The sequence below is a fragment of the Bifidobacterium sp. LCP19S3_E9 genome (genome assembly GCF_052121135.1).
Lineage (GTDB): Bacteria > Actinomycetota > Actinomycetes > Actinomycetales > Bifidobacteriaceae > Bifidobacterium > Bifidobacterium thermacidophilum.
The window spans coordinates 40414-62256 of sequence record NZ_JBQKEV010000011.1 but is presented as its reverse complement, the minus strand read 5'-3'; the positions used below and the strand labels follow the sequence as shown (position 1 = coordinate 62256).

Below are 21843 nucleotides of genomic sequence, written 5' to 3'. Positions count from 1 at the left end.
CGACACATGCGGCACAGCTACGGAAGAATTCCGCAGCGCCTCACCGTTCAGTACGATCGCGCCCAGACAAGGATTTCGCCGTCGGCAGGGTTATCCACACCACCTTGCCGACGGCGATTGCCTGATTCGGGCTCAGATACCCAGTCCAGACTCAGTTGCTGAAGCGCATCGGAACCAGCAGATACCGGTAATCCATCGATTCGTCGGAATCCTGCTCCTGCTGGCCGTTGAATTCCACCGGCTTCACCGCTGTCGTCATCTTCATGCGCACGAATGGTTCGGCGATTGCGCTCAATCCCTCAATCAGGTAGGACGGATTGAACGCAACGGTGATGTCATCGCCGTCAAAATCGACATCGAGCACATCGCTCGCCTGATTTTCGTCGGCGACACCGGCGCTCAGCGTCAACTCGCTACCGGAGAACGCCATGCGGATCGGTGCGTTGCGCTCTGCTACCAGCGACACACGCTTGATCGAGTTGATCAGCTGTTGTTTGTCGATGACCGCCTGAATCGGATATTCGTCGGCGAACAACCGGTCGATTGCAGGGAACTCACCGTCGATCAGCTGGGAAGTGGACACCCGGCCGGCGTTTTCAAAGCCGATGAGTGAGGGGTTGTCCTGGCTGAAGTTGATGGTGACATTTTGGCTTTCGTTCAACGTTTTGGCGATGTCGCGCAACAGCGAACCGCGCAGCAAGGTGTTGGTCGAGACATCCGGATTCTCCGGCGACCAAGTGAACGTCGCACGGGACAGACGGAACCGGTCGGTCGAGGTCATGACGACCTTGTCGCCTTCGAACTGCATGAATACGCCGGTCAGTACCGGCCGAGTTTCTTCGCGTGAAACGGCCACGCACGCCTGATCCACCGCCTGATGGAAGGTTTCCCCGTCAACTTTGCCCAAAATCGGTGGAACGACCGGTAGATCGGGATATTCGCTTTCCGGCATGAGCTGCATGGTGAACTTGCTTTTGCCCGAAGTGATAATCAGCGTTGAGTTTTCGGTGGCTAGATATGTCTTCTCGGAAGGCAACGACCTGGTAATGTCCGCGAGAATCTTGCCCTGGACCACGGTACTGCCTGATTCATCGACGCCAGCTTCGATGTGATCGCGCGCCGAAATCTCAAAGTTGAATGCAGACAGTTGGAGCGTTCCGTCAATGGCCTCCAGCTTGATGCCTGCAAGGATAGGGCTTGCTGGACGTGCATCGATGACCCGCGTGGTCCATGCGACAGCGTCCGCAAGCGAGGTCGTGTTCACTTCGACTTTCATGCTTCCTCGTTTCGATTGGTGTTCTGTGGCTATTCTAGCCGGACTTTCCGGCCAGATTCGTTCGTGCGAAGCATGCGCCATAATGATGCCGATGATGATACGTAAGAGAACAATAGCCTTCGTAATAATTCCGGTGGATAGTGTGGATAAGTGTATGTAGGCCTACAGCGGCAAGACTTCGCAATCACCTGCCGAATGTGGATAACTCCTGAATACTCTGTGCATAACCCTGAGAGTTATCCACAGCGAGAAGGTCGCCGAAAAGTTATCCACATCGGAAGCTGAATCATCCACGAGTTATCCACAGCTTTTCTGAGGTTGCCCACGAGTTATTCGCATGGTTTACCCACAATTGTGAATAACGTGGTGGATAACTTTTTTCTGATTTCTCCACAGTCCCGGTGTGTCGTATCCACCACGGTGGATGATTTGGAAAAGAGGAAAATCCTGCTGTGAGCGTCGTTGTCTCGCATGGAACGTGGGATCGGACGCAAGACGTCACCCTGATAGGACTGCCCGTAAGGCGCATTTCAAACCGGCACGCGTCCCGGGCACAGCTTGGTTGACCGGGCGGGGGCAGGGCTTATTGTTCGGCGGAATGATGCTTGAGACGAACAGTCAACTCCATGACGTAGTTGTACGTCTCCTGCTTTTCTTTCATCTCGTCGCTGATACGCGTGTAGGCGTGCATCACCGTCGTATGGTCGCGCCCTCCGAATACCTCGCCGATATCGACCAGGCTCATGCTGGTCATCTCACGGGCGAGATACATGGCGATCTGCCGCGCCAGCGCGATGTTCTTCGTGCGTGCGCGCCCCACGAGATCGTCAAAGGTCAGGTGGAAGTACTTCGCTACTTGGGTGATGATATCGGTGGGTTTGATCTCCACATCCGTTGAGAAGAAGTCCTGCAGGGTCTGCTCGGCAAGCGCACGAGTCACCGGCTGGTTATTCAGTGACGCCACTGCGGAGACTCGTGTCAGCGCGCCTTCCAGCTCGCGGATGTTCTCAGTGAACCGTTCGGCGATGAGATCGAGCACATCGTTCGGTATTTTCATATGGTTCATCGAGGCGATCATGCGCAGAATCGCGATGCGGGTCTCCAGATCCGGCGGTTTGACATCCACGGTCAGGCCGGATTCGAATCGTGAAATCAGGCGGGCCTCGAAGCCTTTGAGGTTCTTCGGCGCCACATCGGATGCAATTACGATGCGCTTGTTCGCCTGATACAACGTGTTGAAGGTATGGAAGAAGCTGTCGAGTGTAGCTTCCTTGCCGCCGAGGAACTGGATATCGTCGATGAGCAGGACGTCGACTTCACGGTAACGTCGGTTGAAATCGGCGATTTGGCCTTGGGACTGATTCGGGTTCTGCAGTGCTTCGATGAATTCGTTGGTGAATTCCTCGCTGGTGACGTACCGCACTTTGAGCGTGGGGTCCTTGATCAGCGCGTAATTGCCGATGGCGTTGAGCAAATGGGTTTTGCCCAATCCGGAGCCGCCATAGATACACAACGGGTTGAAATCCTTGCCAGATCCCTCTGCCACCGCCATGGCGACGGTACGCGCGAAACGGTTGGAATCGCCTGGAACGAAGGTTTCGAAGGTCGCGTTCTTGTTGAGATGGGTTTCCGGATCGAGGGCGGGTCGATGCTGGTCGATGTTGAAATTCTCCCGATTCGGTACGCCGGAGGGCACGGTTGCCGGGATTTCGGGCTGATTCGGGCTGGGCGCCGGTGCTTGGTGCTGGGCGGCAGTAGACGGCATGGCCGCTGCAGAACCCGGTTGGTCTGCGCCATAGTGCACTGGTTGTTGCTCGTATATCGCGGCGCCGGTCGGCTGCCCCATTTGTTGCGGCTGGGCTGCCGGCTGCTGATATCCGGGGGCATACGGGCCATATGCATCGGCGCCTTGTTGTTCGTTGAATCCGGATGATTGCTGATATTGGCCGGGCATCTGGCCGCGGTCCTGATGCATCGTCGTCTCGGACTGCACCGGATGCGTGGCCTGGTGAGGCATCATCGCGGGTTGCTGGAACTCGGCGAATTGGGGTTGCGAAGCCTGTCCCGATCCCCATGCCGGGGTCTGCTGGACGGAAGGTTGTTGCGCGGCCGACTGCTGCTGCCCGGTTGGGACATTGGTGTGGCCGGCGTAAGAGATTTCCCCTTGGGCGTCGGGCCTCGGCGTGGCGTCGGGCATGGTGATGTCCGGCTGCGGGGCGAGCGGCTCGGGGTGCGGCTCAATCTTGAACGCCGGGAACATGTCCATTCCGGTGCACAATTTGAGCGCTTTGAGCAGAGGCTGGTTGAGGTCGGTCTGCAACGCCTTCTGCGTCGCGGCGTTGGTGACCGTGAGCACGATGGTGGTACCGAACACGGCTTCGGGAATGACACCTTCGAACCATCCCTTGTCCCGTGCGGTCAATGATGCATCATGCTTGAGCACGGCGAGCACATCCGACCAGATATGCACGGCCTGGGTCGCCGGATCTTGCGAGCTGTTCGCCATGCGGCCATCCTTTCGTGCATACCTCGTGTTCCCGTCCGTATATGAGAACAATACCGTAGTGTATGTTTACACCGAATCCGGGAAGTTATCCACAGCCTTGCGTGTTGAAATTGCTGAAATGTGAATAACATCAGTGTAATTTGTGGATAACTTTCCCCTCGGTTTCGTTGTGATTGCAACGTTTTTCGGGAATTGTGGGGATTGATTCGCCGGTTGGTAAGCGATGTGGAAAACTCCGAAGAATTATCCACATGCTGTGTCGTGTTGACGAATGGGTAGGGGTGAGAGTAGTTTAGTAGAGCTTGACTCATGAGGAGCCGTGCTTTTGCATGGCTGAAAAACCGGGAGCGTAAATTATGAAGAGGACATTCCAGCCCAATAACCGCCGTCGTCACATGAAGCACGGGTTCCGCGCACGTATGCGTACCCGTTCTGGCCGCGCCGTCATCAACCGTCGTCGCGCCAAGGGCCGCAAGACCCTGTCTGCCTGAACCGGCGAACTGAGCAGTGGAGCGGCTTACAAGTCACCGTGACTTCGTCACCGTGCTGAAACGTCGCCGAAAAGTCAGCGACCATGACATCGTCGTGCACTATCTGGTGCGCGACGATTCACATTCATGCGCCCAATTGGGCGCTATCAGCACCCCAAACGCCCAGTCCGCCGAGACGGCCGGGCGTACGGATTCCACTGGCTCAACGCTTGGAACGCCATCGCACCGACGTCTTGGGCTCGCCGTATCCAAATCGGTGGGGCACGCCGTAACCCGCAACAAGGTAAAACGCAGGTTCCGCGTCTTGGCACGGAATCACGAGCAAGTATTGCCCGAACATTGCGATATCGTCATGCGGGCGAAACCATCAGCCGCGCACGCGCCATTTGAATCCCTTGACCGCCAAGTCGAGCGATTGTTCGCGTCCGTCGGCGCACGGGCGGCCCAAGGTAAGTAAGCGGTCGATATGTCAACTGCAACGCAAGCCGCGATTCGGGCCATCCGCTGGTATCAGAGGAATATCTCTGCGAATACGCCGGCACGGTGCAGGTACTATCCGACGTGCTCGAACTATGCCTTGCAAGCCATTCGACGCTTCGGCATAGTGCGTGGCGGAACACTGGCATTGTTGCGTCTGCTGCGATGTCGCCCCTGGAGTCGCGGTGGTATTGACGACGTTCCGCAGCGTTTCTCGCTGTTCTATCGATATTCCTGGTCGAAGGCCCATGAGGAGCCGCGACTGACGCCACTGGCCTCGCACACGAAGGAGATGGCCTGATCGATGAATACCAATACTGATCAGTTCTTGCTTGACAGCGGCTTTTGGGGTTGGCTGTACAAGCTGTTGACCCCGGTCGAATGGCTGATGACCCAGATCATGGCCATCTTCCACAAGTTCCTGACACTGCTAGGTATGCCCGCCGTCGGTGTTTCTTGGGTGCTCTCCATCATCTTCTTGGTGATTGTGGTGCATGCGTGCATTCTGCCGATTTTCATCAAGCAGATGCGTTCGATGCGCAAGATGCAGGCGCTCCAGCCGAAAATGCAGCGCATCCAGAACAAGTACAAGGGCAAGAACGACCAGGCCAGCAAGGACGCCATGAGCCGCGAGCTCATGAAGCTCTATCAGGACAACGACGCCAACCCCGCCGGCTCCTGCCTGCCGATGCTCATCCAGGGCCCGGTATTCATGTGCATGTTCTATGTGCTCTCCGCCATCGAATACATCGCCAAGGGCAAGCGCGCCCCGCTCGGCGCCTTTGACAAGGCCACTGCGCAGCAGTTCTCCGACAGCTCGAACTTCGGTGTGAACATCACCACGCGCTTCATGCACGCCGATACGCATGCGAAGATTGTCATCGGCATCTTCATCGCGCTCATGTGCTTCTTTATGTGGCTCATGCAGTTCTATAACATGCGGCGCAACCTGCCCCGAGCTTCGATGCAGGGCCAGCAATACCGCATGCAGCAGGCGATGACCTGGATGTTCCCCATCATGTACATTTTCTCCGGTTTGAACTTCCCGTTCGCCGTGCTGATTTACTGGCTTACCAACAACGTGTGCAACTTCCTGCGGTCGTTGTGGCAGATTTACACCTTCCCAACTCCGGGGTCGCCCGCTGCGGAAGACAAGGAAATCCGCGATCACAAGCGTGAGAACGCCCGTCGTAAGCGCGCCGGTGAGCCGTCGCTCGAGGAAGAGCAGCTGCAGAAGGCCAAGGACGAGGCCGCTCGTCGCGAGACCGAAGGGTTCCAGCGCAGGCAGCCGAAGCGCAAGAAGAAGAAATAATCCCATGGTGGCGCCGGTATGTCAGGCTATACCGACGCCACCTGTGTGTTGACGGCATGGTATCAGCCGCGACGCCGGGTGTAATCCCCGCAGGAGCCTGAACCCCCGACATGAAGACGGATACGCCGAACAACATTTGTGATGCGCTCAGATGCGGCGAATTTCCGTCCATCCATTAGACTTGACCTATACAGCCGACAAGGAGTACCACATGGCACAGGATGATGAAAAGACGATCGACCAGCTCAATGAGGAAGCTGATATCGCCGCGGATTATCTTGAAGGCCTTCTCGACATCGCCGATTATGACGGTGATATCGAGATGGGCATTCGCAACAACCGACCCGTTGTACAGATTGTTGCCGATGATGACGACGACATCAAGCATCTGGTTGGCAAGAACGGCGAGGTGGTGGACGCCCTGCAGCAGCTGTCCCGGCTTGCGGTGCAGCAGAAGACGGGTGAGCGATCACATCTTATTGTGGATGTTGACGGATTCCTCAAGCACAAGCGTCAGCACCTGCGCGATATTGCGCTTGATGCCATCGACGAAGTGCGCGAGACCGGCGAGCCTGTCGATTTGAAGCCGATGAATTCCTTCGAACGCAAGGTGGTCCATGATCTGGTCCGCGAAGAGGGGCTGCGCTCCCGTTCGCACGGCGAGGAACCGAACCGTCATGTCACCATTTATCTCAAGGCTTCCGCTGTCGATGATGATCAGCATTACGATGACGAATATGATGACGAAGCTGATGAAACTGGTGACGTCGAAGCCTGATTTCAGTCATTTCAGCTCGTCTGGTGATGGGCTTTGATGCTGAATGCGGTTGTGTGAATGCGTGGATGCTGAGTGCTGCGTGTTTGCACAACCGCATTCTCTTTGAAACGGATGATGGTTGACTTCGGTGATTGGCCGCGTGGAGAGGTGTTGCTGGTGTTTGGAATGGTTGTGCGGTTGGTTGCTGTTGTTTGCTATTGGTTGTGGATGGGTTTGGTACAACCGGTTGCCGCGAATCGCGGCCGATCGTGGATATGCGGCCGATTCCGGCCGATTGTGTTCGGCTCCAACTGAATAAAAGCTGATAAATAGCTGTATATGTATCATCCGGTGATTCGAGTACATTGAAATCATTACAGAAGGACGTACATTCATGATTGAACAAGAACAGACACCTCAAGATGCGGTTGTTGACGAGCTTGATGGTTCCCCACTGCCGCAGCGGATTCTGGGCGACGCCTACCCGGTGTTGCAACGCTTCCATGACAAGCTCATGGCTGAAGGTGAGCCCCGCGGTTTGATTGGGCCTCGGGATGTTCATATTGTCTGGGAACGCCATATTCTGAACTCGGCCGCTGTGGTGCCCTTCATTCGTAAGGTTACTTCGCATGATGCCAAGAAGCGGGTCGCTGATATCGGCAGTGGTGGCGGTTTTCCTGGCATTGTCGCAGCCGCATGCCTGCCTGACCGCGAGTTCACTCTTATTGAGCCTATGGAGCGTCGTGTCGAGTGGCTCGAGGAGTGCGTGCAGCAGCTCGGACTTGAGAATGTCAAGATTGTGCGCGCGCGGTCAGAGGAGATCATCAACCAGATTCGAAAGCATGATATCGAACCGTTTGCCGCGGTTACTTGCCGGGCGGTTGCACCGATGACCAAGCTTTCCGGTTGGACCCTGCCGTTGCTGAAGCCGCACGGCCAACTCATCGCTTTGAAAGGTCGTTCCGCACAGGTCGAACTTGATAAGGCGGAGAAGATGATTCGAAAATTCCACGGCGGTCATGCCCGTGTGTGTCTCGCGCCTGTGGGGGAGGGGCTTGAACCGACACATGTGGTGTTGGTGGACAAGATGTAGACAGCGCGCTGTGTTCGGTTTGAGATTTTTCGCAGCATAGCCAGAAGCTGTTGAACCCCGGAATTCCTGCGGTTTTGGTGTTGTGTACTCGCTGGATTGATACTTGGGCTATTACTGTGGATGCCGCTGATTACACATCCCACCGATAGAGTGATGATACCGGGAACGGGGTGATGTTGGTGGAATGTTTCACGTGAAACATTCCACCAACATCGTGTTGGGCAAGGCTCGATGTTGGAATCAGCCGTGGTTGAGTACCGATGATAGTGCGGGTGGTATGCCTGCGAATTTTGTGAGTTGACGATTACGAAGTCAACGTAATGCCTTTGGCTTCGTGTTTTCTCATCCAATGTGTCCTTCGAGGGAACAGAATCCCGTCTCAACGGCAGAGGTGTTCGTCCTGTTTGCCAGTATGCCAATTGCGGTGACACCGTTGTCTGCATCTGTGCTTCGTTGTTTGAGTGTCGGCGTATTGTTCTTGGTTCCGGTTTGTTGTGATACCTGCAACCACGACGGAGCACGGATCCCGGAGAATCAATCATGAACGGTGAACGTTTTATCACATTACGACTTCTCTACTCCGCAGGCTCCAGCACATCATAAGTGCACGTTGTTTCCTTCACATCATGTGTTGGTTTGTCCGTTGCGTTTGAATTCCTGATTCCAGGTGATGTGTCCTGACCGTGTCTGGTCTGTGTTTCAATGATCTAGCGACTCGATCATGTCAGCATTGGCAACAGCCTTATACCTGTTGGTGGATTGCCATATATTTGTTTTCCAACTGTCGGTGTTGCTCTTCGTGCTGGATTCGATTGTTGAGCTACTGATATCACTGACTTGCCGTGGGTTTTCATTGGAAAGGATACTGTGGTTCCGCATGACCACGGGTTGTCGGCTGTGGGGCTGATGTTTCACGTGAAACATCAACAGGCTTGAAGAACGGTGACTATAGATGTTTCGCCGATTAGATCCACACCCATTCAAATGTCGAAAGTCTTGAAACTGAATTACTTGCGCTGGGATAGTTGGGAATGACATCACCGGTGGCATTGAACACAGCTTGCGTCGGTCTGTAGAACATGTCTGGTACTGATAACGCTGATGGGTTCTTCAGTAGTGTCCGGAAGTTACCGCCTGTTGCTGGTTTCCAAATTCATCAGCGTTTGTGGGTGTTTTTGTTAGTATCATGTTTCCAGTTCTCATATTGCAGGTGTATTGAGAACAGTATCCGCCATGGATCAGCGGCTTGCCCTATAGGGTGACGTAGTCACTCTATTATTGGCGGGAAATGTGCTAATAATGATAGCGTCGTCGAGATCTGGTACCCATTTAACAAAGAGTGAGGGGAGTGATACAGAGAGTCTAGGTTGCCACTGTTTAGTAATACGTAGCGATGTGCGCCATCTGACAGGCGAATTTCAAATCTACGATGATGTTTCACGGGAACATCGAATGTTGAGTGAGTGTTCTTGATTGCATTCTGTTCCCCTCCTACATATAGATGCAGCGGGGCGTGATTCTGTTTGGATAGACCCTCTCGATGTGATCAACGTAGGCAGGTGACGATTACTCAAAGCTCACCGTTTGCAGGACCGTTGGATCGGAATGTTTCACGTGAAACATCGTTCCATCAATTGTGCGCATGAGCTGGTTCGTCGAATAGTGCGAGGCAGGACGTATGGAATCAATCGTTGTGCTCATCATGCTGTTGCGCTCCAACCGGAGTTGTGTGCTGTGGTGTGATGAATCGCTTACACATGAATCCCGGTAGATCGGTGGTGTCGTGTGGTCTGTTGACATCGTATATCGCAGTGAGGGGGAAATTTAGAATCCAGAACAAGCGCGCCCGTGCTTGGTGTGCGTATGAAGGAAACAGCTGCATCACGTCGGAGATGCAGGAATACTTCCGGGGCAGGAAAGCTATCAAAACACAATTTGACATCGATAAAGGCATGTTAGATGCCCAGCAACGTAGTCAAGTACATCATGTTGTTCCTATATGCTGAGGTGACATGGCAAGATTGATTCGCTTTGGACAACACAATCAGCGCTGAATTGTGTGGATGATAATAGCCACTCACCCGCACCGTCGCAACATTCTTGTCAATGTTTCACGTGAAACATTGACATCTATAGATTGATTATCGGATGTAATACGGATAGGGCAAATCAAGGTCTGGCACCACTCATTCCCGCCTCAAGAAACTAGGTTATCCACATTTTCATGTCGCAAAAAAGTTATCCACAACAATCGTGTTTACCTTCGGGAAATGCTGTTTCCGTGATTTCCTGCGGTTTTGTGGCGAGATGAAACTAGGTTATCCACAGAGTTGTACAATGTTGTCCACATTTATCCACAATGTGGTGGATATCTTGCCGGGCATGTCCAGTGCAATGGGGAAACTGGAACAACTGTATATCAAGGAGGAGCTTTGTCGACGGCTGCACAACGTTCAACAGGTCCAGAGCAAGGGGGTCGGTCCATGAATTCCGCCTCGGATATCATCCGTCGCATATTTGGTGATCAAGCGGATTCGCTCGGCAGTGAAATCGCAGAGGAAACCACCAGATATCAAGCTCTCCATATGGTGACGTTCCCCAAGCCGGCATCAACGCGGCGTATTGCTGTGGCCAATCAGAAAGGTGGCGTCGGCAAGACCACGACCACGGTGAATCTTGCTGCTGCTCTTGCTGATAGTGGAGCGAGGGTACTTGTTCTGGATATGGATCCTCAGGGCAATGCGTCTACTGCATTGGGTGCGCACCACATTTCAGGCGAACCCTCGATTTATGACGTCATCGAGGGGCGTACGACTATTCGTGAAGCGATTCAGCAATGCCCGTCATTTGATCATATGGATGTCGTCCCGGCGTCTATTGATTTGAGCGGCGCGGAGCTTGAAATTGCCGATCTCGGCGACAGGACCGATTTGCTCAAGCATGCCTTGGATAAGTATCTAGAATCATGCGATGAGCCCTACGACTATGTGTTCGTCGATTGTCCGCCAAGCTTGGGCCTGCTGGTAATCAATGCGATGTGCGCTGTAACGGAAGTGCTGATTCCTATCCAGGCTGAGTATTATGCGCTCGAAGGTCTGGGACAGCTCATCAACACCATCGGTTTGGTACAGGAGCATTACAATCCTGTGCTGCTGGTGTCCACCATGTTGGTGACGATGTTTGACAAGCGTACGATTCTGAGCCGTCAAGTTTATGATGAAGTGAAGAGCCATTATCCCAATATCGTGCTTGACACGACGATTCCTCGTTCGGTCAAGATCTCAGAGGCACCGAGTTTTCAGCAGACGGTGATTGCATATGACCCGCATGGCATGGGGGCGATTGCCTATGGGGAAGCGGCTCTTGAAATTGCGAGGAGATCTCCGGCGGTCTTGGCAACTTTGGAAGCAAAACGAGGTGAGCACTGAATGGCAACGAAGTCACGTCTGGGCAAAGGGCTTGGAGCATTGTTCCCTGCATTGCCTGGAGATCCGAATGAGTCCAAACAACACGCCGCTGAGCCGAATCATCCTGCCGCAGTTGAGGCTGGTGCCAGTACATCGGTCAAGCATGATAAGGCATCTTCTCGTGCATCGCAGCGTGAGAGCAAGCTTGCGCAGAATCGGACACCTGCGCATGATACGGCTTCGGTAGAGACACGAACGCAACATCAGAGGAAGCATGACGATGTTTCACGTGAAACATCTGCAACATCTGAAACATCGACTCATACTGCATCTGCCAATACCAAGCAGCATGCGCATGGGCAATCACGTTTGCAGCATCGGATGAGCATTCCGTCGCTCGAAGAAATGACCCATCCGAGCGATGTGTTCTTCGGAGCAATGCAATCAACGGAAACGCCTGTAGAGAAGCGCGCTGCAGGCGAGAGTAAGGTTCAGCAGAATCACGCGACTGACGCTAAGTCTGTCGCCAATGAGAGAGCGTCCTCTGCTCGTTCGACCGAAGCGATTGCCGATGTCGACAATGGAAATGGTTCTACGGATGACGATGTTTCACGTGAAACATCGGCAGATACTGATAGCCGGAACGAAGAACTGAAACCGGTGCAGGGTGGTTATCTGGCCGAGTTAAAGCTGGATGACATCGGTCCAAACAAAGAACAGCCGCGAACCATCTTTGATGAGGATGAGTTGCGGGAGCTTGCCGAATCAATCCGCGAGGTGGGTGTATTGCAGCCGATTGTGGTGCGTAAGCGGCCGCAAGCGCAACTCGTGGAATCGACATCGCATCAGGCGGATGCCGACGATACCAACGATGTGATGCGTCGGCCATATGAACTGATTATGGGAGAGCGCAGGTGGAGAGCCTCGCAGCTTGCTGGACTGGAGACCATTCCGGCGATTGTCAAGACGACATCCGACAACGAGATGCTTCGTGACGCGTTGCTTGAGAATCTGCACCGAGTCGCCTTGAATCCTCTTGAAGAGGCGGCTGCATATCAACAGATGATTGATGAGTTTGGACTGACCCAGGCACAGTTGTCGAAGTCCGTGTCAAAGTCCAGGCCACAGATTGCGAATACCTTACGGTTGCTGAATCTTCCGGCCTCAGTCCAGAAGAAAGTCGCCGCGGGTGTATTGTCTGCAGGGCATGCGCGGGCCTTGCTTGGGTTGTCCAATGAAGAAGATATGGACAAGCTTGCCAACAGAATCATCGCTGAGGGTCTTTCCGTACGCAGCACTGAGGAAATCGTCGCGTTGAAGACCATGGCGGGGGAGAAACCTAAGAAGGAGAACAAGAAAGTCGCGAACCCGTGGGCTGATTCTCCGATTCGGCAGCACCTTGAACAGCGCTTGGACACCAAGGTGACAATCAAGGGTAATCAGAAGAAAGGGCGGATCGAGATTACATTCTCGTCGCCAGATGATATGCAACGGATTCTGGACATTCTGATGCCGCAGCAGCAGGAGGGGAATGCGTCTGCAGCCGCTGATGGGGAATCTGACTGGGTGTGATGCGAGGCGGATTTTCTGGACTCTTGAGCTGAAAACGCGGTGTGGCCGCAATCCAAGGTTTCCCCGGATTTCTGGTTTGCAGCAGGAATCCGGGGATTCTGTTGTTCACTAGGTGATGGTGACTGCACTGTGTGTGGCCGTGCTTGAATTCAGTCGGGAATCTGCCATGATACGGCGTGTCGGGTTGTATCACCGGATTTTAGGTATTCAGAACAATCAGATTACTTTATGGTAACTTTCAGCATTGAATGCTATTCAATCGGCGTTGTGCTGTGGTATATCACGGGATACGGGCTGGTACGGGTACGTGACAATCTCAGCTGGCGATAGCTGACGACAGTCGGATTGTGGGCGCCGCTGCCGGCAATCAGTGGAAGTGAGGGAATGTCTCTGCCGATGATGGCGGAATCCGTTCGTATTGTAAAGACCAACAACCCGGTTACGTCGGGGCCACAGCGTAACCGGGTTGAGTGGATGTACAAACCGTCTATGCTGAGGCGGTGTTGAGTGTAACCAGTTTGAGTTGATATACAAACTATCTACGTTAGGGGCGTGCTGAGCGTAACGAGTTTGAGAGATCACACAATCTGGTGACGCTGGCAAGGCGCGTTGTGTAACCAGATTGGGTGGGTGTACAAACTGGTTACGCTGGCAAGGCTGTTTTCGTAGACAGTTAGTAGTGAGATGGTGGTGGGGAATAGCGGTATGCTGGGGCGAATACCTGCCGAATATCTCAGGCTTGTTCGACGAGGTAGGCTTGCGCGTCGAGGGCTGCGCGGCAACCCATGCCGGCTGCCGAAATGGCTTGCCGGTAGACGCCATCCACCACATCACCCGCTGCAAACACGCCAGGCACACTGGTACGAGTCGAAGAACCGTCAACAGTGATATACCCATGCTCATCAAGTTGAAGGGCACCGTGAAGGAATCCAGTGGCGGGTGTGTGCCCGATTGCGACGAAAACACCGTTGGCCGGGATTTCAGTCGTATCGCCGGTCACTGTATCGCGAATCGTCACGGAGTGGGCGCCCGACTCATCATCGCCGTTCACACGCTCCACCACGGCGTTCATCCGGAAATCAACTTTCGGGTTCTTTTCCGCCCGGTCAACCAGAATGCGCGAGGCTCGGAATGTGTCACGCCGATGGATCACCGTCACCGAAGAACCGAAACGGCTCAGGAAATCAGCCTCGGTCAGCGCACTGTCACCACCGCCGACCACGACGATGGGCTTGCCGCGGAAGAAGAATCCGTCGCAGGTGGCACAGTACGAAACACCGCGGCCGGAGTATTCGGCTTCGCCCGGTACCCCGAGTTTGCGTACCTGCGAGCCGGTGGCCACGATTACAGCACGGGCGGTATACGTATCCCCGCCGTCCAGTACAACATGCTTGGAATCGCCCTGCACATCTGCGCTGACCACGTCGTCATAGACGATTTCGGCGCCGAAACGCTCAGCTTGCTTGCGCATGGCATCCATGAGATCGGGGCCCATGATGCCGTCCGGGAACCCGGGGAAGTTCTCCACTTCAGTGGTATTGACCAGCTGTCCGCCGGGCGTGAGCGCCCCGGCAATGACCACCGGACGATACCCGGCGCGGCCAAGATAAATGGCCGCAGTGTAGCCGGCAGGCCCGGAACCGATGATGATCACGTCTGTTGTCTGTTCACTCATGCGTCCTAACCTAGCACGTCCAGACGGCCATGATTGTGCTGTCAGCACAGTGGCGAGACATCCTGCAACGGAGTAACGCAGGACCGCAGTCGCGGCAGCGGCATCGACAACCGCCTGAAAACAAACCGGGGCGGCCGTCCGCAACAATGCGCAGACAACCGCCCCGGAGAAAGCCCAGCAGCCGTGAAAACTGCCGCAAGAACTGCCGTGAAGGCAGCCGTTAATACAGCTGAACCGATTTGATGTACAACTGGTTGCCGGGCAGACTATCCCGCGGCACCCACATGAGGAAGTCCTGGCTCTTCACCGTCTTCGTAAGCTTGACGTCGGTCGTTCCGCTCGCGTCGAAGGAGAACTGAGCGACCTGCTCGCCCTGCGTCGGATCCGCGGTTGTATTGGCATACAGGTAGCCAGTGCCGCCGGAAGACCTGATCGACACTACGAAGCGGTACACGCTTTCCGGCTCGCTCAGATGCATGTAATAGCCGTAGCCATCCTGACCGCCGGGCTTGGTGAGGAACTCCTGTTTATCAATCGAATACGGGGTGTTATTCTCCGGAACCTTGGGCGTCGGCACGGCGGAAGCGTCCTTGTCCTCGGTGATGACGCTCGACTTGCCGGATGAGCCCGACGATGATGCATCGCCGGTAGGCGTGCTGCTACCGAACGGCACCTTGTCGAGATTCTGGGACGGCCATGCACTCGACTGCTTCGTGACACCGAGTGTGGTGCCGCCGGAAAGGCTATGCAGGGCAAGTCCTGCGGCCGCCGCAACCACCACAATGACGACGACGATTGCCACAACCTTCGTGCTGAACCGGCCAAACAATTTCTCGTCCGCCACATCGTCCTGGGTGACCGGATTGTAGTCTTCGTGCGTCTCCTTCTCCGGTTCCACAGTCGGCGCGAAGCTCGGCGGGCGGCTCACTGGAGTGTTGGCAGCGAGAATCTGCGTCTGTTCGTTCTCCAAGGCGCGTCGTGATTCGTCACCGGGGGGAACCGGCACCCCGTTCGCATCGTATACAGGAATCCTGCTCGTGGATTCATTCACCGACGGCGGTTGCAAACGATGGGCGTTCTTGGCCGCCTTGCGGGCGAAATCGAATCGCATCGTCGCCTGGGTGTCGGTATACGGGCCGGACGCCGCGTTGAAGTTCGGGAAAATCGCGTTATCCGGGTCGGGAACGGACGGAGCCATGATATTGGCCACTTCCGCAGCGGCGATGTCATGGAAGTCGTAGTCGGTGCTGTCAGTGACTTCAGGATGGGGAATGGTCTGCCTGTTGGGGTTGCGAGGAACCGCCTGGCTGTTCTTCATCCATTCGGCCGATTCCTGCTGCATCGCCTGCTGAATGGCCTGCTGGCGGGCGGCAAGAGCTTCGGCATGGTCGGTGTTGTTACTGCCGGCGTCGGGAATCGCGGCGGACGCACCCGGCAAGACACTCGCCTGGGCGGCTTGCGCATACGAATGCTGTTCGAAGGACGAGGACAGATCCTGCGGGAAATCAAGAATATGCCCAGGGTCAGGTGTTTTCAACGCTGCGTTGGCAATGGAGCATTCTGCATCGATACTTGGCAGGGCGATATCACTGTTCTGCAAGTGCGACAACGGTTCCCAGTCGCCGAGTAGCGCGGTGAGTTCGGCAAGTGACTCCATAGGGATGACACTGCCGTTCCCGTCGGATTCCAGGCCACGATGGCAGATGAGACGGAATTCGCCGGGCACGTCCGGGCCGAGCTTGGACAAATCGAATTGGGTATCCACCGATGAAGGGGTGCGGGTGATCAGGGCATACAACACGGCGGCGAGTTGGCGGGTCGCCAGACGCTCGGCCCCGAGCCCTTCCGGGGCATGTGACGTGTCGGCGAGCATCGGGCTCAGCGTCGCATCGGCGAGCTGGACCCCGTTCGCGGTCAGACGGATGGTATCGGTGTTCAGCGCGTAGTGCGACAGCCCGTCCACCAGGAGCTGACGCATCGCAGATGCGGTTTCGCCGAGAATCGACCGCATGGCCGCATGACTGAGGGTTCCTGACGCCGGTCCGTGGAAGTAATCGGTCAGCGACAAACCGTTATCCACAGCGGTGATGATAATCGACACGTCACCGCGATGCTGGAGTTGAAGGACCTGTGTGAAACGACGGTTGCGCGACAGGGCTAGGGATGACGCGATCGCGTCGACTTTGGCGATCGCATCGGCGTCGGTGACGATGTACAGCTGGCAATCACGCGCGAGGACACGGTCATTTGCCTTCCACGCTTGCAGGCCGGGTTCGTCACGCAACAGTGACACCAACGTATACCGGTTGATAACGGTATCTCCCAGTTGAGGCTTCATAGTTCCTTCGGCTCCATAACGAGAAATTCGCGTGCTCGCGGGTGATGTAGTAGTAGTCATTCTAACGACTGGAGTGGTCGAAACGGCGGTGGGTACTGCCGTGTCTTCCGCAGAATCGGCTTGCGGGCCGGTTCTTGGCCTGTCAGGGGCGCGATTGCCCGGATTGCTTGGTTCGTCCGGATTATCGGGATTGTCTGGTTCGTCCGGCTCTCCGGAGGTGGCCCGATTGTCGGCGGTTTCGGTAGTGTCGGTGGAATCCGCGGATTCGTCGGCAGTGTCGCCGGCAGGCTGATCGCCATCGACATTCGCCGCATTGCCAGACCGTCGGGAGGCGACCCGTGCCTTGAGCGACGACAACATCGTGACCAGTTCCTCGGTGTGCATACCCCACAAGGCGCCCACATAGATCGTAATCACCACAATGCCGATGACGACGCACACGCCGACGGATTGCAACCAGTTCATATGCCCGCCGGAAGGGGTGAGTTCCGCGCCCAGCAGATGTTCCACGGGTCCGCGCAGCCATAGACCGACAATCGCCGCGGCTACCGCTGCGGCAGTGGCCTTGATATAAGACAAGGCGATACGACGGCCGTCCAAGCGGTTCTCGAAGCGTTTGCGCAGCATCCACACCAGCAGGGGGAAGGACAGTGCATAGGCTAGCGTAACGGCGACACCGCGCATCAGCGTCCAATCCAGAGGAGAAAGCACCTTGGTGGTAATCAGCAGGGTGAGCATCTGAATGCTGAGCTGGACAGCCATGAATATGAACGGGGATCGCCCGTCCTCGAAGGCGTAGAAGGTGCGTTGGATGATCAGATAGGAGCTTGACAACGGCAGTGACAGTGACAGCGCAATCATCGGCCCTGACATCAGCTGTGCTTCGCCCACGCTAATCGAAGGCAGCAAGGCGAGCGAAATCGGGACGGACAACACGACGAATATCGCGGAGAAGAAGCTCATGAGCAGGGTGACATTGCGCAGCGCATCGCTCAAATCATCGCGGGCGGTGTTTAAATCATTATCAGCGACTGCTCGGGAAACCCTCGGAAACACTGCGGTCGCCACTGACACCGCAATCAACGAATACGGAAGAATGTAAATCGTGAACGCATTCTGGTAGGTGGCATTACCGGCGACCAGCGTCTCATCAATGCCGAACAGCTGATGCGCACGCAGTGGGGCGTTCGTGGTGATACGGGTCGAAATGATGGTCAGCAGCTGGTCGATGCCGACAATCCCCAGACTCCACGCGGCCACCGAACCCATCGAGCGCAAACCGATACCGTGGATACCCCAACGCCAGCGGTACCGCAACCCCAGTTTGAACAAGGGCAGGAACAATACCAGTGCCTGGACGGCCACGCCCAGCGTCCACGTGCCGGCGGTCAGCATGATTTTGTCCGTGGTCCAGAAGCTCAGCGGCTGCTTATCGGCCTTGCCGAACATCACAATGAACAGCGTGAATCCGGCACAGCTGACGATATTCGCCGCGACCGAACTCCACGCGTACATGCCGAAATGGTTTTTCGCCGCCAGAATCTGGCCGAGTACGGTATATAGGCCGTAGAAGAAGATCTGCGGCATGCACCACAGCGCGAATGCATTGGTCAGCGCGAGCATGTCCTTGCCGCCGTTCGCGTACAGATGCGTGAACGCGGGGGTGGTGGCGGTCAGCAGCATCATTGCGATTGTGATGCCCGCCAGTAGCGCGATGGCGAAGGTGATGAGCTTGTTGAGCCGGTCCTCGGCATCATCCTCTTTGAGCGTGCGCACAATCTGGGGGACGAGCACCGCGTTGAAAATGCCTCCCGAAATCAGCGTGAAAATCACCTGCGGGATCATCGAGCCGGCCTGATACGCGTTCGCAGCCATGCCGGTGGTGCCGACAGCTGCCGCGAGCAGAATCGTACGGATTTGGCCGGTCAGTCGGGAAGCCGCCGTGCCGACGGCCATCACGAAGGAATTATGTCCAACCGAGGAACTCATTCGTCAGGATCTTTCTTCCGATGGAATTGACGCCACAGGCCTACCACGCCGAGCAGAAAAGCCACCCCGATGAACGCGATGCCGGTCTTGTCACTGATTTGCAGAGAACTGGTGATGGTCGTCGTCTGTGCCGACGAGAACGTGGAGCCCTGACGGTCCAGAAGCGTCAGATGCACCGTGGTGGAACCCGAAGTCGCCACGCGGATGGCGAAGGTGACCTGCGCCTCGCCATGGGCGGGAACCGTGACATCCGCGTACCGGCTGGTCACAATCTCCATGGAGTCGGTCAGCGAAGACACACGAACACGCACCGGATACGGGTTCGCGTTCGTCACTGTGACTGGCATGCTTGCCGTCTCGCTGACCACGGTGACCATATCGGTCGGGGTAATGGACACGTTGTTCAGCAATGTGGTCGACAAACCGGTCGCGGCATCGCCCATACGCTGGATGACCGCCGCATTGCCGGATAGCGCAAGCAATCCCATACGCGATTGCAGGGAATTCAGGCATGTCATCCATGAGGAAGGGCCTTTTGCGTTGTTTTCGGCGACCTTCGAGGCGTCATGTCGTGCCAGTGATTGCTCGTCACCGCTGTTGGACGTACTTGCGGTTGCGCTTGCGGAAGGCGACGACGACGGATTGGAATACAGGACATGTTCCTTGAACTGGTTCAGACTCCTCACGCTGGCCGTGAACGTCGACAACGCGGCCTCAAGACGTTTGCGTGACGCTGCGGTGATGCCGGAGCTCTGAGGCACGATGTCGGACGTCTCGTCGCCGCTGAGATAAGCGTCCGAAGCGATGAGGGTGTTCAGGTCTGTGAGATTGAGCCATGTGGATTGTTCGACGGCGCTCATCAGGGTGTCGATCAGCGTGGTCGATGCCCCGGGTTTGAGACACACCAGCAGGTTGCGGGATGTATAAGGCTGTTCCATCTGGTAGAACGCGCTTTGCGCGACAAACCGCGACAGGCGTCCCGCATCGCTTGTCTCGCTGTCCGCCTCGCTGCTGGTCGCCTTGCCTTGGGCGAGACCGCTCAGCTCCTGCTGGGCGGTGAGAACCGTCACATCGCCGGAATCCGTGGGAACAACGTATTTGCCCGTGTGGACCGTCCCGGAGGTGTTGGCGTCATAGCCGGAGGTGGCGATAACCGTCGAATAGCCCTGTTGACGCGCGATATTCAACGCCTGACGGGTCCAGCGGCCACTGCCTTGCCACGCGATGATGGTATGTGTCGCATTCGTGTTGCCGACCGCCGAACGGTAGGTGGCCATGCTTGCGGAGGCATCCCAATCAGAGGATTTGACGCCGGCGGACTGATAGGCGTCAGGCGTGTCCAGCGCCGCGTACCCGGTGATGTCGAACATGCCTGGCTGGGCGATTGCTGATGTCTGTGTGGGGATGGACATGGATTGCAAATACATGGGGTCGGCGACAATCTGCAGCTTGGCGTGCTTGGCGACGAGCTGGGATTCGGCGCGTTCGCGTTTCGCCGCGTCGGTCCCCGTGAAAATCGCGTCTGCCACCGAAGATGAGTTCAGCCGTGAGCGCTCCGCGTTGACGATATTGGACACGATGGTCGTATTGCTCTGCCAGGAGGTTGAGCTCAGTGGTTGGACAACTGTGATGTTCATCGCCGGCGTGTCGGCCGTTTTCAGTCCGTCGGTCGAACGGGTCAGGAAGGTGTGCAGGGAGGCGCTGGCCGAGCCGGATGCCGACGCATAGGAGATGCGCACCGGCTTGGGCCCCCAACTGGTGATTGAGGCCAACTGTTCGGCGGATGCGTCCACATCGACGTTCACTGTCGCGGTGCCGTGGGCGGCGATATTGCCAACATCGATCTGGGACAGCTGGCTGGTCATGGGGATACGCGACTGGCCTTGCGCCCAATCCTGGATATCGGTGCGCGAAACGAAGGTGTACAGTGCGTTCGCGGCGACCGTCAACGTGCCGTCACCGGTGGCTACGCTCGACGTATTCTGCAAGGTGAGTTGCAGATGATAGCCGGATGAGGCAGTGACCACCGGGGTCGCGCTGTCGATGCTCATCAAGATTGAGGAGTCGCTCTGCCGTTGCGTGGTGCGCGAGGTGGTTTTCGAAGTGGTTGTAGAGGTGGGCTTGGTTGATGTGCTGGCGGCGTTTGCCACGCTCGCATCTGCGGCAGCATACCCGAACATCGAAGGCACGACGACGGCGAGGATACAGACGACCAGCAGGCGCAGCAGACGCTGCATCCGCGCCGACTGGATGCCATGATGTGCGGGGTAGTTCAACGTTATGCCTGCCTGTTCAGTTTCCTGGCGTAGAGCCATGCGATCTTGCGTTCATTAGGATAGCTGAGCACATTGTCCAGATCCTCGAACTTCACCCAGATCGCGTCCTCCGCCTCATGGTCGGGGTCGCCGGTTACCGTCAGCTCACCGCTGATTCGACGAAGCGCATAATGGTGCACCAGCTTGTGCACGCGTTGGTTGGTTCCGGTGAACCAGTAGTCGATTGTGGCGATGGAATCAACCACCTCACCGAGGATCCCCGTTTCCTCATGCACTTCACGGACCGCGGTCTCCTGCGGCGTTTCGCCCTTCTCGATATGCCCCTTCGGCAGACACCATTCCAGATGCCCGCTGCGTGAATGCCGGGCGATGATCGCGACACGGCCGAGTTCGTCGAACACGAGTCCGCCAGCGGAGTACTCCCTGACGACCGGAAGTTCCTGCGCGTCCAGGGAGGCGAACGTTGCGGGCGTGTCACCGGTCCTGCGGTGAGGCATCAAGGCAGGAGTAGGGGTTCCCGGCTCCATATCCTGGTATTGCACGGGTTTTTCCGATTGGGACGTGTACATCAGCGTGTCGGGCGACGGGCCCATTTGGGTATGCTTATCCGCAGCATTGGCGAGCATGCGCGCAAAGTCTGCGGGAGTAATCATATCTTCCACCTTACTCAAACC

General features: G+C 56.2%; 14 protein-coding genes. 8 read left to right on the top strand and 6 right to left on the bottom strand.

Going from position 1 to position 21843, the window contains the following annotated elements; translation table 11 throughout:
• Positions 1-151: 151 nt before the first annotated feature.
• Positions 152-1276, bottom strand: coding sequence for a DNA polymerase III subunit beta (dnaN, locus tag ACTQYB_RS06840; RefSeq protein ID WP_033506952.1), 1125 nt, complete (start codon positions 1274-1276; stop codon positions 152-154).
• A gap of 583 nt (positions 1277-1859) precedes the next feature.
• A complete protein-coding gene (dnaA, locus tag ACTQYB_RS06835) occupies positions 1860-3782 on the bottom strand; it encodes a chromosomal replication initiator protein DnaA (protein WP_441482249.1) in 1923 nt (640 codons plus the stop codon).
• 356 nt (positions 3783-4138) lie between these two features.
• Between dnaA and rpmH the strand changes: the two genes are divergently transcribed.
• From rpmH to ACTQYB_RS06795, 8 genes are all read left to right on the top strand, one after another.
• Complete coding sequence (gene rpmH, locus ACTQYB_RS06830; protein WP_015451361.1) at positions 4139-4273, top strand: 50S ribosomal protein L34; 135 nt, start codon at positions 4139-4141, stop codon at positions 4271-4273.
• Between the two features lie 16 nt (positions 4274-4289).
• On the top strand, positions 4290-4730 hold the full coding sequence (gene rnpA / locus ACTQYB_RS06825) for a ribonuclease P protein component (protein WP_081966565.1): 441 nt from the start codon (positions 4290-4292) through the stop codon (positions 4728-4730).
• A 9-nt stretch (positions 4731-4739) separates the two neighbouring features.
• Entirely contained in the window at positions 4740-5051 is a 312-nt protein-coding gene (gene yidD, locus ACTQYB_RS06820; protein ID WP_015451360.1) for a membrane protein insertion efficiency factor YidD, read from the top strand.
• 3 nt (positions 5052-5054) lie between these two features.
• Positions 5055-6062 (top strand): membrane protein insertase YidC, encoded by a 1008-nt coding sequence (yidC, locus tag ACTQYB_RS06815; protein ID WP_441482250.1) that lies wholly within the window; start codon positions 5055-5057, stop codon positions 6060-6062.
• A gap of 211 nt (positions 6063-6273) precedes the next feature.
• Complete coding sequence (locus tag ACTQYB_RS06810) at positions 6274-6840, top strand: Jag family protein (protein WP_033492898.1); 567 nt, start codon at positions 6274-6276, stop codon at positions 6838-6840.
• A gap of 373 nt (positions 6841-7213) precedes the next feature.
• Positions 7214-7912, top strand: a complete 699-nt coding sequence (gene rsmG, locus ACTQYB_RS06805) for a 16S rRNA (guanine(527)-N(7))-methyltransferase RsmG (RefSeq protein WP_441482251.1) — start codon at positions 7214-7216, stop codon at positions 7910-7912.
• Between the two features lie 2483 nt (positions 7913-10395).
• Positions 10396-11340: a ParA family protein gene (locus tag ACTQYB_RS06800; RefSeq protein WP_441482252.1), complete on the top strand. Its 945-nt coding sequence runs from the start codon at positions 10396-10398 to the stop codon at positions 11338-11340.
• Positions 11341-12891 carry a ParB/RepB/Spo0J family partition protein gene (locus ACTQYB_RS06795; RefSeq protein WP_441482253.1) on the top strand — a complete coding sequence of 517 codons (1551 nt, stop codon included), beginning with the start codon at positions 11341-11343 and terminating at the stop codon, positions 12889-12891. It abuts the gene before it with no gap.
• Between the two features lie 733 nt (positions 12892-13624).
• Here ACTQYB_RS06795 and trxB read toward each other — a convergent pair.
• From trxB to ACTQYB_RS06775, 4 genes are all read right to left on the bottom strand, one after another.
• A complete protein-coding gene (gene trxB / locus ACTQYB_RS06790) occupies positions 13625-14566 on the bottom strand; it encodes a thioredoxin-disulfide reductase (protein WP_321046688.1) in 942 nt (313 codons plus the stop codon).
• Between the two features lie 220 nt (positions 14567-14786).
• Positions 14787-18893 carry a lipid II flippase MurJ gene (locus ACTQYB_RS06785; protein WP_441482254.1) on the bottom strand — a complete coding sequence of 1369 codons (4107 nt, stop codon included), beginning with the start codon at positions 18891-18893 and terminating at the stop codon, positions 14787-14789.
• Positions 18890-21208 (bottom strand): DUF6049 family protein, encoded by a 2319-nt coding sequence (locus tag ACTQYB_RS06780; protein ID WP_441482255.1) that lies wholly within the window; start codon positions 21206-21208, stop codon positions 18890-18892. The genes ACTQYB_RS06785 and ACTQYB_RS06780 overlap by 4 nt, the downstream gene beginning before the upstream one ends.
• Entirely contained in the window at positions 21172-21822 is a 651-nt protein-coding gene (locus ACTQYB_RS06775; protein WP_033506937.1) for an NUDIX hydrolase, read from the bottom strand. Before ACTQYB_RS06775 ends, ACTQYB_RS06780 begins: the two co-directional genes overlap by 37 nt.
• Positions 21823-21843 lie beyond the last annotated feature (21 nt).

Bases quoted from the DNA above. Each gene is read 5' to 3' on its own strand.
- dnaN (WP_033506952.1), bottom strand. From the start codon at position 1,276: ATGAAAGTCGAAGTGAACACGACCTCGCTTGCGGACGCTGTCGCATGG.
- dnaA (WP_441482249.1), bottom strand. From the start codon at position 3,782: ATGGCGAACAGCTCGCAAGATCCGGCGACCCAGGCCGTGCATATCTGG.
- rpmH (WP_015451361.1), top strand. From the start codon at position 4,139: ATGAAGAGGACATTCCAGCCCAATAACCGCCGTCGTCACATGAAGCAC.
- yidD (WP_015451360.1), top strand. From the start codon at position 4,740: ATGTCAACTGCAACGCAAGCCGCGATTCGGGCCATCCGCTGGTATCAG.
- yidC (WP_441482250.1), top strand. From the start codon at position 5,055: ATGAATACCAATACTGATCAGTTCTTGCTTGACAGCGGCTTTTGGGGT.
- ACTQYB_RS06810 (WP_033492898.1), top strand. From the start codon at position 6,274: ATGGCACAGGATGATGAAAAGACGATCGACCAGCTCAATGAGGAAGCT.
- rsmG (WP_441482251.1), top strand. From the start codon at position 7,214: ATGATTGAACAAGAACAGACACCTCAAGATGCGGTTGTTGACGAGCTT.
- ACTQYB_RS06800 (WP_441482252.1), top strand. From the start codon at position 10,396: ATGAATTCCGCCTCGGATATCATCCGTCGCATATTTGGTGATCAAGCG.
- ACTQYB_RS06795 (WP_441482253.1), top strand. From the start codon at position 11,341: ATGGCAACGAAGTCACGTCTGGGCAAAGGGCTTGGAGCATTGTTCCCT.
- trxB (WP_321046688.1), bottom strand. From the start codon at position 14,566: ATGAGTGAACAGACAACAGACGTGATCATCATCGGTTCCGGGCCTGCC.
- ACTQYB_RS06785 (WP_441482254.1), bottom strand. From the start codon at position 18,893: ATGAGTTCCTCGGTTGGACATAATTCCTTCGTGATGGCCGTCGGCACG.
- ACTQYB_RS06780 (WP_441482255.1), bottom strand. From the start codon at position 21,208: ATGGCTCTACGCCAGGAAACTGAACAGGCAGGCATAACGTTGAACTAC.
- ACTQYB_RS06775 (WP_033506937.1), bottom strand. From the start codon at position 21,822: ATGATTACTCCCGCAGACTTTGCGCGCATGCTCGCCAATGCTGCGGAT.